Here is a 12,534-nt window from a genome sequence, read left to right as displayed (position 1 = left end):
CCGCTCAGCACCCCTGCGTGTCGAGGAGGACACAGTCCCACGTGACGGTCCGCTCCGCCGGGATGCGGCCACCGCCCTCCCACAGCGTCGGCGGCCCGGACGGGTGCACCGAATACCAGCCCGGATACCGGGCCGGCGTGCGATTCGCGAGCTGGGTGATCCAGCCCCGGCGCACGATCCGGCCCCGCGCGGTCGGCACCGTGCGGTGGAACACACCGAGGTAGCGGTCGTAGAGCAGGCAGCCGGAGACCGTGTCCTGCCCGTCCTCCGGGTATCCGGGCGGGAGCAGCGCCGACACCCCGTCCCCGAGGTGCGCGACCCGGTCGAACCCACCCGGCGTGCTCGCCGGGACCCGCTCGACGCGAGCGGGCAGGTTCCGGCTGATCAGTTCCGGCGGCAGCATGTGCGGCAGGCACCACTCGGTCGTGCCCTCGATCGTGTCCCCGACGTGCAGCCGTTCGTAGCCGGGTTCGAGGTCGACGAGCATCCAGATCCTCACGTCCGCCACCCTCACCGACCGGCCGGCACCCGAGCGAGCGGACCCGAGGGCGCAGCGCTGTTCCCGTCGTTACCGACCCGGGCACCGATCGGAGCCGGCTCGGTGAAACGATGCATCATCACAGGCCGGTGCACTCGACGAAGGCCCGGAGGGCGACGCCTCCGGGCACCGGGATACCGTGCGGCCACCCTACCCGCCGCGGGTGCTGCCCTCACGGATTCCGCTGCGACGTCACCCGATCCAGCACGCCAGCTCGTCGGCGCGCGGATCGGCCACCACCGGATCACCCTCACCGCCGAACACCCGGACCGGCCGCGAGGCACCGATCGGCGCCCATCCCGGACCTCCCGTGGTCGCGAACTGCACCCAGGCGCGGTGCATCTCGTCGGCGAGGGCCTGCGGGGGCCGATCGCCGGTGAGCCGGTGGGAGACGTCGAGGCGGTCGAAGACGAACGCGATCTCGAGGGCATGGCACGCCCGCAGATCCTGCACCGGGCTCGGCCAGGCGAACTCGTACAACCACGCCGTGCCACCGCGGCGGGCGACCGCGTCGGCCAGGGTGACCGTGCCCGACCGGAAGGCGTAATCGGTGAGGACGGCGGCGAGCACGTCGCCGGGAGTCGCGCCCGGCCGGTGGGCCGCGTACAGGTCGGCGAGCGCGGGATCGATCCCGTACCGCTGCAGGACGAACGGCAGGTTGTCGTCGGTGATCGCCGCGGCGATACCGGTCGGCACCAGGAAGAAGCGGAACTCGTCCGTGGTCGTGCCGGCCAGCACCGGCACACCCGTGCCCGCTCCGGCGGCGATCGCGTCGATCGGCAACGACGGCAGAATCTCCCCGTCGATCGTCGGGAACATGCTCATCACGCCCAAGCCGCGCTGCACCACCGACCCGCCCCACCGGGCCGGGTCCGGATTCTGGGCGAGGTCGAGGCCGAGAGCGTCCTGGGCCGCCTGCAGGACGTCCGGGGCGAGGGCCCCGAACGCCTCGGCCGTGGCCGGCACACCCAGGCGGTCGGCGAGGACAGCCCCCACCCGGCGCGCGTCCTCGAGGTCCGAGGCGGCCGTGGCGTTGCCGCTCTGCACGACGGCGCGGTGGAACAGTCCGCTCGCGGCGGGCGAGGCCAGCAACGCGGCCACGCTCATCCCGCCCGCCGACTCGCCGAACACCGTCACGTTGTCCGGGTTGCCGCCGAAGGCCCGGATGTTGTCCTGCACCCAGCGCAGCGCGGCGAGCTGATCCAGCAGGCCACGATTGTCCGGCGCGCCGTCGAGCGACAGGAACCCGGTGACGCCGAGCCGGTAGTTGATGCCGACCAGCACCACACCGTCGCGCGCGAAGGCGCGTCCGTCGTAACTGTCGATCCGGTTCGAGCCGCGGGTGAACGCGCCACCGTGGATCCACACCATCACCGGCAACCCGGAGGCGCCCGGATCGGGTGTCCACACGGACAGATTCAGGCACTCGTCGCCGGGTTCGATGACGTTGCCGAGCAATGCGGCCGCCGGAGCGGCGTACGGCGCCTGAGGGCAGGTGGGGCCGGGCGCGGCGGCGTCGCGGACACCGTCCCAACGCGGCGCCGGGCCCGGGGCCGCGAACCGCGCCGCCCCCACCGGGGCGGCCGCGTACGGAATGCCCAGAAAGGCCCACACTCCGTCGGTCGGCGTGCCCCGAACCGTTCCCCCGGTCGTCTGCACCGTATCCGTCATGCCCCGATCCTCTCCTCGCAGCTCCTCACAACGCCACCCACCCGAGCGAATGTATCGCTGATCTCCGTAGGCCGACGGAAAGTCACATTCGCTCGGTCCGACGGCTCCTATGCTGAGTTGGACGGTCGTCGACTTTCCGCCCAGCCGAGGAGGCGCGGCATGCGAGCACTGGTGGTGTACGAATCGATGTTCGGGAACACCCGTCACGTGGCGGAAGCCGTCGCGCGCGGGCTGGGACCGGCGGACGCGGTGCGCACGGTCCCCGTGACGCAGGCGCATGAGGAGAACCTGTCCGAATACGACCTGGTGGTCGTCGGCGGCCCGACGCATGCGCACGGCATGAGCCGGGAGTCGACGCGCCACGGCGCGGTCGAGCAGGCCGAGAAACCCGACAGCGGGCTGACGCTCGAGCCGGACGCCGAGAGCGAGGGCGTCCGCGAGTGGCTCGATTCGCTGCCGGCCGGCGGCGGGAAGGCCGCATCGTTCGACACGCGCATCGACATGGCGGCCGTCCTGACCGGGCGCGCCGGCAAGGGCATCGCCAAGAAGCTGCGCAAGCACGGGTTCGAGCTCGTCGCCGATCCGGAGAGCTTCCTCGTCGACAAGCAGTCGAAGCTCGAGCCCGGCGAGGAGGATCGGGCCGAGCAGTGGGGCCGCTCGCTCGCCCAGCAGGCAGCGAGCGGGTCCGAGGAGCTGCGCTGACCCGCCCGCGGGCCGAGCGAATGTATCGCTCATCTCCGTAGGCCGACGGAACGATACATTCGCTCGGCGCAACCCGGACGCGAGATCGCTCGGCGCGCCGCGGCACGCGACGGTCCATACTCGGGTGCATGCGACTGACCCACTTCGGACATTCCTGCCTGCTCGTGGAGCACCTGGGCGCGACGATCCTGTTCGACCCGGGGAATTTCTCGCACGGCTTCGAGGGCATCACGGGGCTCGACGCGATCCTGGTCACCCATCAGCACCCGGACCACGCCGACCCGGCGCGACTGCCGGCGCTGGTGGAGGCCAACCCGGGGGCCGCCCTGTACGCGGACCCGCAGACCGCCGCTCAGCTGGGCGGCGGCTGGAAGGCCGTGCTCCCGGGCGACGCATTCACCGTCGGCGACGTGCGCGTGCGCGGCACCGGAGGCCGGCACGCCGTCATCCACCCGGAACTGCCGGTCATCGACAACACCGCCTATCTGCTCGGCGACGCCGAGAACCCGGCGCGGCTGCTGCATCCGGGCGATTCGCTGTACATCCCGAACGAAGAGGTCGACGTGCTCGCGCTGCCCGCCGCGGCACCGTGGCTGAAGATCTGGGAGTCGGTGGACTATCTGCGCGCGGTCAATCCGCGGGTGGCCGTGCCGATCCACCAGGGCATCGTCGCGGAGCAGGCCACCGGCATCTTCTACGGCCGTTACTCCGAGATGGCGCCGGAGGGCACCGAGTTCCGGGTGCTGCCCGCCGAGGATTCGGTCGAGGCGTAACCGCCGGTGCGTCCTTTGGGCTGCAGTAGCCGCCCAAAGGACGCACCGGCCGCGTCAGCGGCCTGCGGCCCTCCCGGCGGCGCGGCCGGAGAAGATGCAGCCGCCGAGGAACGTGCCCTCGAGCGAGCGGTAGCCGTGTACCCCGCCGCCGCCGAATCCGGCGACCTCACCGGCGGCGAACAGGCCCTCGAACACCGAGCCGTCGGCCTTCAGCACCCGGCCCGACAGGTCGGTTTCGAGCCCGCCCAACGTCTTGCGCGTCAGCAGGTGCAGCTTGACCGCGATCAGCGGTCCGGCCTTGGGATCGAGCAGCCGGTGGGGGGCGGCGATGCGGGTGATCCGGTCCGGCAGGTAGGCGCGGGCCGCGCGCATCGCCGCGACCTGCAGATCCTTGGTGTACTTGTTCGCGATCTCGCGATCGCGGGACTCGACGACCTGCTTGACCGTCGCGTAATCCAGCGGCGCATCCGGGGTGATCTCGTTCATTCCTGCCACCAGTTCGGCGAGGGTGTCGCGGACGACGAAGTCGACGCCGCGGCGCTTGAACGCCTCCACCGGTCCGGGTGCGCCGGGCTTGACCCGCTGCAGCACCTTGCGGATGTCGCGTCCGGTCAGGTCCGGGTTCTGTTCCTGGCCGGAGAGCGCGAACTCCTTCTCGATGATCTTCTGGTCGAGCACGAACCAGGTGTGGTCGTGGCCGCTGCGCACGATGTGCTCGAGGGTGCCGAGGGTGTCGAAGCCCGGGAACAGCGGCACCGGCAGTCGCTTGCCGGTGGCGTCGAGCCACAGCGACGACGGGCCGGGCAGGATGCGGATGCCGTGGTTGGGCCAGACGGGGTCGTAGTTGGTGATGCCCTCGGTGTAGTGCCACATCCGGTCGCGGTTGACGACGCGCCCGCCGGCGCGTTCGGTGATCTCGAGCATCCGCCCGTCGACGTGCGCCGGCACGCCGGTGAGCATGTGCTTCGGCGGGTCTCCCAGCCGCTTCGGCCAGTTCTTCTTCACCAGGTCGTAGTTGCCGCCGATGCCGCCCGACGTGACGATCACCGCGCCGGCCGAGAGTTCGAACTCGCCGGTCGCCACGCGCGACGACGCCACGCCCCGCGCCGCCGACGACGGCTCGAGCACGGTTCCGCGCACCCCGGTGACGGCGTTGCCGGTGACGACGAGGTCGTCGACGCGGTGCCGGTTCCGCAGGATCACCCGGCCGCGGTCGACGCCGTCGAGCACCCTGCGGGCGAAGATCTCGACGAGGGCCGGTCCGGTGCCCCACGTGATGTGGAAGCGCGGCACGGAGTTGCCGTGACCGCCGGCGTCGTAGCCGCCGCGTTCGGCCCAGCCGACCATGGGGAACAGCTTCAGCCCGCGTTCCTTCAGCCACGCGTGCTTTTCTCCGGCCGCGAACTCGACGTAGGCCTGCGCCCAGCGGCGCGGCCAATAGTCCTCGTCCTCCCGGTCGAAGGCGGCGCTGCCCATCCAGTCCTGCAGGGCCAGGTCGTACGAGTCGCGGATGCCGAGCCGGCGCTGCTCGGGGGAATCCACGAAGAACAGCCCGCCGAACGACCAGAAGGCTTGTCCCCCGAGGTTGTGTGAGTTCTCCTGGTCGACGAGCACCACGGTGCGCCCGGCGTCGATGAGTTCGGCCGTGGCGACGAGCCCGGCCAGGCCGGCGCCCACCACGATCACGTCTGCGTCCATGCCCGCCAACCTACTGCAGGGTAGGTTCGTGTGGGCGGATCTTCGGGCTCAGGCCGCGCCGAGTGTGCGCAGGCGCGGCGGCCAGCGGTAGACGGAGGGCTGCGCCTCGAGGTGCAGGGCGAGGTCGATCGCGTCGAGCATCGCCTGCCGCGGCCCCGGCCGGTCGAGTTGCTTGCCGGAGATCGACAGCCGCAGCAGCCCGCCGCGCCGTGCGACCCGGGCGGCGCCGATGACCATCGCCCGGCACCACCACGGTTCGGCCTTGGCGCCCTCGCCGATGCCGAACACCCGTGCATGGGTGACGGTATCGCGGTCGAGGTCGTGGATTCCGGCGGCGCCGGCCAGGAGCCGGAAACCGGTGGCGGGCAGCGCCGCGACGGCCCCGGGCGAGGCGAGCCAGCGCGGCGGCGCGAACAGCCGGGTCCGCAGCCCCGTCTCCTCGAGCACCCGGTCGGCGGCGAGCAACCGCAGCCGCGCCTCGTGTTCGGGCAGGACCGCGAACTCGGCGCGCCGCCGCTTGGTCGCGGCCTGATCGTAGCCGTGGAGCACGATGGCGTCGCCGCCCTCGCGACGCTCGAGCAGCCACTCCTGGGTGTGCGGGTCGCGCGCCAGCCGGTAGTGATCCTTCAGTCGCGGCGCGACGAGCAGCGACAGCGGCACGCCGCGGGCGTCCATCTCCCGGGCGAAGGCGTCCACCGCCGGGCGGGTTTCGTCCCTGATGCCCGACACCGACACGATCAGCTGGCCGCTCATGGGCTCCACGGTGCCAGGGCCGGGTGAACGTCAGGCGTCGCGGACCTGAAGGGTTTCGGCATGCACGGCGTCGGCGAGGGGCCGGCCGGTCCGCCACCCGAACCGTTCGAGGTCCGGCACCTCCTGCAACCGCGCCACGGGGCCGACGCACAGCCACGCGATCGGCCGCACCGGGGTCCGCGCCCCGACGAAGTCGGCGAGGAACGCCTCGTCGTAGAACGAGACCCAGCCGACACCGAGTCCTTCGACGGTCGCCGCGAGCCACAGGTTCTGGATCGACAGCACCGCCGAGAACACGCCCACGTCGTCGATCGTGTGCCGGCCGAGGATGTGCTGCCCGCCCCGCGACGGGTCGTAGGTGACCACGATCCCGGTGCCGGACTCGGCGATGCCCTCGACCTTGATGGGGTCGAAGGTGCGCCGCCGCTCCTCCGGCAACGAGTCCGCGAACGCGCGACGGCATCCGGCGACGTGGTCGGCGAACTCGGCGAGCCGCTGCGGGTCGCGGACCACCACGAAGTCCCACGGCTGGGTGTTGCCGACGCTGGGCGCGGCGTGCGCCGCACCCAGCACCCGCCACAGGACCTGCTCGTCGACGCGCTCGCCGGTGAACTCCGCGCGAACGTCGCGGCGCGCACGGATCACGTCGTACAGGGCCGCCCGCGCATCGATGGTGTCGGTCATCGCGGTCAGCGGGGCAGCGCGGCTTCGATGGCCGCGATCACCTCGGGGGCGTCGGGCTCGGTGCGCGGCCGGAACCGGGCGACGACGTTCCCGTCCGGCGCGACGAGGAACTTCTCGAAGTTCCACTGCACGTCGCCGGCCTCCCCGTTCGCGTCGGGGTGCTGGGTGAGCTCGGTGTAGAGGGGGTGCCGGCTCTCGCCGTTGACGTCGATCTTCTCCATCAGCGGGAACGTGACGCCGTAGTTGGTGGAGCAGAAGGTCCGGATCTCCTCGGCGGTGCCCGGCTCCTGGCCCATGAACTGGTTGCACGGCACACCGACCACGGTCAGGCCACGGTCCGCGTACTCGACGGCGAGCTTCTCGAGCGCCGTGTACTGCGGGGTCAGGCCGCACTTGGAGGCGACGTTGACCACGAGGACCGCGCGGCCGTCGAACTCGGCGAGGGAGGTGGGCACCCCGCCGAGGGTGTTGATGCCGATGTTCTGCAGAGAAGTCGTCATGCCGCCCGACGTTAGTCGCGGCGGTCCCGGGTGCGGTAGTGCGCCCGGAAACCGCCGCGAACCGGCACGTCAGAGTGCGGCGACGACCGCGAACGCGCCGAGGGCGACGAGCACGGCGCCGGTCAGCGTCTGCACGCGGCGGTCGACCACGCACATCGCCGACAGGAAGCCCGGCATCGACCCGCCGCCACGGGTGTGCAGGATCGCCAGCAGGCTCGGCAGGCACCGGCCGAGCGAGACGAGCGTGAACAGGGCGGCGCCGAGCGCCGGGGAGCCGACCACGGCGACGCCGAGCACCAGCAGGTAGTACGCGCTCGACCGGATGAAAATCACGAAGCCGGGTCCGATCATGGCGCCGAAGAGCAGCGAGACCTTCCACGGGGCCATCGACCGGCGCAGGTGCCGCGGCAGCTGCCGGCGGCGCATCGGCGTCGGCAGCGTCACCAGACCCAGCTCGTGCAGACCGTAGGCGAACGCGACGACGCCCCACGCGACGAGCGCCCACGTCACCGGGACGGATCCGGCGACGAGCGCACCGAGCGCGCCGACGAGCGCACCGGTGGGGGCGCCGGTCGCGACCGACCCGAGCGCGTGCCAGCCCAGCCGGCGCACCGGCGTCGACGAGCCCGCGCGGTCGGGCTGCTTCGGAGCCGCGACGACGCCGGCGACCGACATGCCGCACGTCGACCAGTTCGCGGCCAGGGCGGTGACGGCGCCGGCACCCACGACCGCGGCGGTCGTCGCGGCGGGTCCCGACGGCGTGAGGAGCGCCGCCGCCCCGGCACCGGCGACGCCGGCGGCGGCGATCAGCGCCGCCCGGGTGCGCGACGGCACGGCCTTCTGCAGGGTGGGACGGATGTCCGGCACGTCCGTCGTCAGCGGCTCGTGCGTGAGTACTGCTGTCATGACTTCCTCCAAGGGGGTCGGTGTTCTCCGGATTCGGACGACTGGTTCAGGATTCGGTGACGGTGACGGTGCCGGTCATGTACCGGTGGACCGAGCAGGTGTACTCGTAGGTTCCCGGTTCGTCGAAGGTGTGGGAGTACGTGCCTCCCCCGGTGATCCCGCTGTCGAACCGCCCCTCCGACGTGACCTGGTGCAGCACCCCGCCGTCCTCGAACCGCCATTCGACGGTGCCGCCGGCCGGCACGGTCACGTCGGGCGGAGCGAAGTGGACGTTGCTGACGACCACCACCGCGTCCGGGGGCCGCTCGGACGGGCCGCAGGCCGTGACGAGCGGAAGCAGCAGGGCCGCAGCCCACCCCGGCCGCCGGGTCATTCCCGGACGATCACGGTGCCGACCATCATCGGGTGCGGCGTGCAGTGATAGGTGAAGGTGCCGGCTTCGTCGAAGGTGTAGGAATACGTTCCCTCGGTGAGGAGTTCACTCTTCAGCTCCCCCTCGAGGGGGCCCTCGCCCACGACGTCGTGCGGCAGTCCGCCGTCGTCGAATCGCCATTCGACGGTCTGTCCCTTCTCGATCGTCACCGACTCCGGGTTGTAGGCCATGTTCTTCACCTCCACGACGACGGCCGGTTCGGCCGAACCTCCGGCGCTGCCGCACGCGGACAGGCTCGCCGCGGTCAGCAGGCCGGCGAGCAGGGTGACGGACCTTCTCATGGCGATTCCTCTCATCGGATGTACCGCAGGTTCGCGGTCATGCCGGCTTCGAAGTGGTAGGCGTTGTGGCAGTGGAACATCCATTCGCCCGGATTGTCGGCATCGAATTCGATCGCAAGTTCGGTGCCGGGCAGCACGTTGACCGTGTCGCGGCGCAACCCGCCGTACGCGCCGATCGCGAAGGTGTGTCCGTGCGTGTGCATGGGGTGCCACATGGTGGACGAGTTCTTCATCGTGATCCGCACGCGTTCACCCTGTTTCATGACGAGGCGGCCGGCGTCGGCGCCGGCCATGCCCCACACGTAGCGGTCCCCTGCCTGGATCAGCTCGATCCGGTAGTCCCGGTCGGGCTCGCGCGGGTCGAGCCGCACGGTGTCGGCAGGCCGCAATGCGCTCTCCGCGACGAGCCGGCCGCCGAGTTCGGGGATCGCATCGCCCACGTCGGCGTCGGCCATCGGCACCGCATCCGGGGTGCGCAGCACCGTCGAGGCATACCCTTGCCGCCCTTCGACCTTCGCGACGATCGGCCACACGCCCGACTTCACGGTGACGAGGACGTCGTAGCGTTGCGCCATTCCGACGACGATCGTGTCGGCGACGGTGGGCTGCACGTCGAAGCCGTCCGCCGCGACGATCGTGAGTTCGTGCCCGGCCACCGCGAACCGGTACGGGGTCTCCGCCGCCGCGTTGACGATCCGCAGCCGCAACCGCTGCCCCGCCGCGGCGACGACCGGGGCGGGATCGTTCGGGGGACGACCGTTGATCAGGTGCAACGGATACGCGATGTGCTGGGTCATCCCGCCGAGGGGCGCGGAGTCGCCGTGCCCGGCGCTCACCAGCCGCCGGGCGACGTCCGTGTCGCCGGCCGGGTGCGCGCCGGGTGCCGCACCCCCGCCGTGGCCGCCGTGACCGCCGGAGATCGCGGGGTTGAGCGCCGCGAGCACGGCGTCGGGCGTGGTGCCCAGGCCGTCGACCCAGTCGTCGAGGACCAGGACGGCGTCGGCGTCGGCGCCGGTGCGGTCGTCGGGGTCCTCCACGATCAGGGCGCCGAACAGGCCGCGGTCGGCCTGCAGGCCGCTGTGCGAGTGGTACCAGTGGGTGCCGGGGTCCGGGACGACGAAGCTGTAGTCGAACGTTGTGCCCGGTGCGATCGCCGCCTGGGTGACGGGCGCTGCGCCGTCCATGTCGTTGCGGATCCGGATGCCGTGCCAGTGGAGCGTGGTGTCGGCGTCCAGGTCGTTGCGCACCGCGGCGTCGAGCCGGTCGCCCTTGCGTACCCGCAGTTCCGGGGCGACGGCGTGCCCGGCGTAGGTCCAGGTGTCGACCAGGCGTCCGCCCAGGTCGACGGTGGAGAATCCGGCGGCGAGCGCGAACGACGCCACGGTGCCGTTCCACCCGCGGGCAGCCTCGGCGGCGGCGATCTCCGGATCGGCCGGGGAAATGTAGTCGAGATCGGACGCCGCCGATCGTGTGTCCGAGCCGGCGGCCGCCGGCTGCGTACCGGACGATGCGGTAGCGCAGCCGGCGGCACCGAACCCGAGCGCGCTCATTCCCAGCGCCCCGGCTCCGAGGGAGCCCAGGGCGAGGAATCGGCGCCGGCCCAACCCGTTGTCGGGTTGTCTCATCCGATCACCTCGGGGGTGAGCAGGTCGGTGAAATCCTCGACGTTGCCGCTGATCTCCGCCGAGGAGACCTGTTGCCCGGTCGCGGCGTCGAACCCGACGATGCGCTGTGCCGCCTCGCCCTGACCCTCCGGATTGCCACCGAGGACGTAGAACGTCGCGCCGTCGACGGAGAACGCCATGCTCGCGATGTCGGTCAGCCCCAGGTCCTGCAGGCTCAGCGACCGGATCGGGGCGAGGTTCGCGGCGTCGGACAGCACGATGCGGGCCAGGTCGCCGCCGCGCGCGGAACTGGGATGGATCGGTGAGTCGGTGTAGGCGATCGCGATCCGGGTGCCGGTGTTGTCGATGACGTCGCTCGCGAACCGCCCGTCGGGCTGACCGGCGTTGCCGATCGGCGTCACCGCGCCCTGCGGCAGGCCGTTCGAGAAGTCGAAGACGTACACGTCGCCGTTCTCCCCGACCAGCAGGGCCTTGCGCGCCTCGGCGGCCCACCCGACCTTCCGGGCGCTGACGAAGTCCTCCGGCAGCACCTTCGCCCGGGCGGTCTCGGCCGGCACGCCGTCGTCGCCGACGGAGATCCGGATCAGCTCGCCGGTCTCCTCGCACACGCTGTAGATCTCGTGGTCCACGGTCCAGGTGAACGGTCCGCAGCCGACGATCTGCACGGCCCCGCTCTGCTGCTTCGTCTCGAGGTCCACGACGCGGACGCCGTAGAGCCCGTCGTCCCACGTGACGAAGTACCGCCCGTCGGAGGTGACCGCGTTGGAACCGGGCCGCGAGTGCACGCGCGCGACGTCGGGCAGCAGCGCCTCGGCCGGCTCGAGCAGATTCCCGGAGTAGGTGCTGACGGTGAAGTCCGCGGCCCCCCGCGAGCCGCGGGGGCGCCACACCTCGGCGGCGAGAACGGCCGGATCGGACGGGGTCTCGCCGACGAAGCCGTGGATCACGGGGTCCCAGATGCCGGGGCCGACGACGATGCGGCTGCCGGCGACGCCCGTCTTCGGGTCGAGGACGTTGACGCCGAGCTCGAGCTTGCCGAATCCGCCTGCCACGGCGACGAGCTGGTCACGTCGGATGGGGTCGATCTCGGCGACGTGCAGCGGTTCGGGGATGGTGTCGCCGATCTCCTGGTCGTCGTGGCCGAGCGAGATGCCCTCGCCGGGGGTGCTGAATTCGACGGTGGGATAGGTGACGTCGCCGGCGGTGTTCGCGTCGTCGCCGGACGAGCCGCAACCGGCGAGGGTGACGAGCAGCGCGAGCGGAACGACGGCCGCGGCGGGACGCACGAGGCGGCGGGAACGCGATGTCATGATCCGGCACCGACCTTCGGGCGGTCGGCGGGACGGGCCTGGCAGTCCTCGCCGATGATGGGGGCCATGGTGCAGGTGTACGACTGGGATTCGTCGGACACGCACCAGATGATCTCCTGGTCGTAGCTGCCCGAGACCGGGTTGTACATGACGGCCTGCATGTCGGGCTCGCCGCAGAAGGCGTTGGAGCACGACGGGGCGCCGCAGCAGTCGTAGTAGGCGATCAGGTAGGTCTTGCCGGTGTCGGGGTTGGTGCAGCAGCCCACCCAGAATTCGGCGCCCGGCTTGCTGCCCGGCGCGCACGTGGTCACTCCGCCTCCGTTGCAGGCAGCGCAGGAGGTGCCGTCCATGTTGCACCAGCGCCAGTACTCGCACTCGGCGGGATCCTTGCCGTCGTACACGGGCACGAGCGGTTCCGGGCCGGCCTCGGGGGCGGGTTCCTGCGCGAACGCGGTGCGGGTCACCGGAAGCGAACTGATGAGCGCCACCCCCGACACGCCCATCGTCCAGCGGCCGAGGCGGCTGATCATCGAGCGGCGCGACACCTGTTCCGACATCCGGCGTCCGGTCCGGCTCATGAACGAGCCGCCCTTGCCGGCCATCCAGGCGGCTTGTTCCTTGACGGTCTCCTCGTCGACCGGATACCGGTTCTCGTACATC

Annotated in this window: 14 protein-coding genes; 2 read left to right on the top strand and 12 right to left on the bottom strand. The window is 71.6% G+C overall.

Going from position 1 to position 12,534, the window contains the following annotated elements:
* Positions 1–4: 4 nt before the first annotated feature.
* Both HFP48_RS05800 and HFP48_RS05795 read right to left on the bottom strand, forming a co-directional pair.
* Positions 5–499, bottom strand: a complete 495-nt coding sequence (locus HFP48_RS05800) for a hypothetical protein (protein ID WP_246872522.1) — start codon at positions 497–499, stop codon at positions 5–7.
* A gap of 231 nt (positions 500–730) precedes the next feature.
* Positions 731–2,209, bottom strand: coding sequence for a carboxylesterase family protein (locus HFP48_RS05795; RefSeq protein ID WP_168579211.1), 1,479 nt, complete (start codon positions 2,207–2,209; stop codon positions 731–733).
* Between the two features lie 159 nt (positions 2,210–2,368).
* On the opposite strand from HFP48_RS05795, the gene HFP48_RS05790 reads away from it, so the two are divergent.
* Together HFP48_RS05790 and HFP48_RS05785 are read left to right on the top strand one after the other, a co-directional pair.
* Entirely contained in the window at positions 2,369–2,911 is a 543-nt protein-coding gene (locus tag HFP48_RS05790) for a flavodoxin domain-containing protein (RefSeq protein WP_029541426.1), read from the top strand.
* 128 nt (positions 2,912–3,039) lie between these two features.
* The gene (locus HFP48_RS05785; RefSeq protein ID WP_006940348.1) at positions 3,040–3,684 is read left to right on the top strand and encodes an MBL fold metallo-hydrolase; all 645 of its coding nucleotides are present in this window, start codon (positions 3,040–3,042) and stop codon (positions 3,682–3,684) included.
* A gap of 54 nt (positions 3,685–3,738) precedes the next feature.
* Here the strand turns inward: HFP48_RS05785 and HFP48_RS05780 are convergent, their stop codons facing one another.
* From HFP48_RS05780 to HFP48_RS05735, 10 genes are all read right to left on the bottom strand, one after another.
* On the bottom strand, positions 3,739–5,382 hold the full coding sequence (locus tag HFP48_RS05780; protein ID WP_029541423.1) for an FAD-binding dehydrogenase: 1,644 nt from the start codon (positions 5,380–5,382) through the stop codon (positions 3,739–3,741).
* A 48-nt stretch (positions 5,383–5,430) separates the two neighbouring features.
* A complete protein-coding gene (locus tag HFP48_RS05775) occupies positions 5,431–6,135 on the bottom strand; it encodes a DUF2334 domain-containing protein (protein WP_006940351.1) in 705 nt (234 codons plus the stop codon).
* A gap of 30 nt (positions 6,136–6,165) precedes the next feature.
* Positions 6,166–6,819, bottom strand: a complete 654-nt coding sequence (gene bluB, locus HFP48_RS05770; RefSeq protein WP_006940353.1) for a 5,6-dimethylbenzimidazole synthase — start codon at positions 6,817–6,819, stop codon at positions 6,166–6,168.
* A 5-nt stretch (positions 6,820–6,824) separates the two neighbouring features.
* A complete protein-coding gene (locus HFP48_RS05765) occupies positions 6,825–7,319 on the bottom strand; it encodes a glutathione peroxidase (protein ID WP_006940357.1) in 495 nt (164 codons plus the stop codon).
* Positions 7,320–7,388: 69 nt separating this feature from the next.
* Complete coding sequence (locus tag HFP48_RS05760) at positions 7,389–8,225, bottom strand: hypothetical protein (protein ID WP_006940359.1); 837 nt, start codon at positions 8,223–8,225, stop codon at positions 7,389–7,391.
* Positions 8,226–8,271: 46 nt separating this feature from the next.
* Positions 8,272–8,598 carry a cupredoxin domain-containing protein gene (locus HFP48_RS05755; RefSeq protein WP_006940361.1) on the bottom strand — a complete coding sequence of 109 codons (327 nt, stop codon included), beginning with the start codon at positions 8,596–8,598 and terminating at the stop codon, positions 8,272–8,274.
* The gene (locus HFP48_RS05750) at positions 8,595–8,939 is read right to left on the bottom strand and encodes a plastocyanin/azurin family copper-binding protein (RefSeq protein ID WP_029541412.1); all 345 of its coding nucleotides are present in this window, start codon (positions 8,937–8,939) and stop codon (positions 8,595–8,597) included. Before HFP48_RS05750 ends, HFP48_RS05755 begins: the two co-directional genes overlap by 4 nt.
* 11 nt (positions 8,940–8,950) lie before the next feature.
* Positions 8,951–10,564 (bottom strand): multicopper oxidase family protein, encoded by a 1,614-nt coding sequence (locus HFP48_RS05745; RefSeq protein WP_168579210.1) that lies wholly within the window; start codon positions 10,562–10,564, stop codon positions 8,951–8,953.
* Positions 10,561–11,874 carry a hypothetical protein gene (locus HFP48_RS05740; protein ID WP_065922984.1) on the bottom strand — a complete coding sequence of 438 codons (1,314 nt, stop codon included), beginning with the start codon at positions 11,872–11,874 and terminating at the stop codon, positions 10,561–10,563. Before HFP48_RS05740 ends, HFP48_RS05745 begins: the two co-directional genes overlap by 4 nt.
* Complete coding sequence (locus HFP48_RS05735) at positions 11,871–12,533, bottom strand: methylamine dehydrogenase light chain (RefSeq protein ID WP_168580523.1); 663 nt, start codon at positions 12,531–12,533, stop codon at positions 11,871–11,873. Before HFP48_RS05735 ends, HFP48_RS05740 begins: the two co-directional genes overlap by 4 nt.
* Between the last annotated feature and the right edge of the window lies 1 nt (position 12,534).

It is taken from the genome of Rhodococcus sp. DMU1, assembly GCF_012272955.1.
Lineage (GTDB): Bacteria > Actinomycetota > Actinomycetes > Mycobacteriales > Mycobacteriaceae > Rhodococcus > Rhodococcus aetherivorans.
The sequence above is the reverse complement of the archived record's forward strand: the minus strand, read 5'-3'. Positions and strand labels throughout refer to the sequence as shown.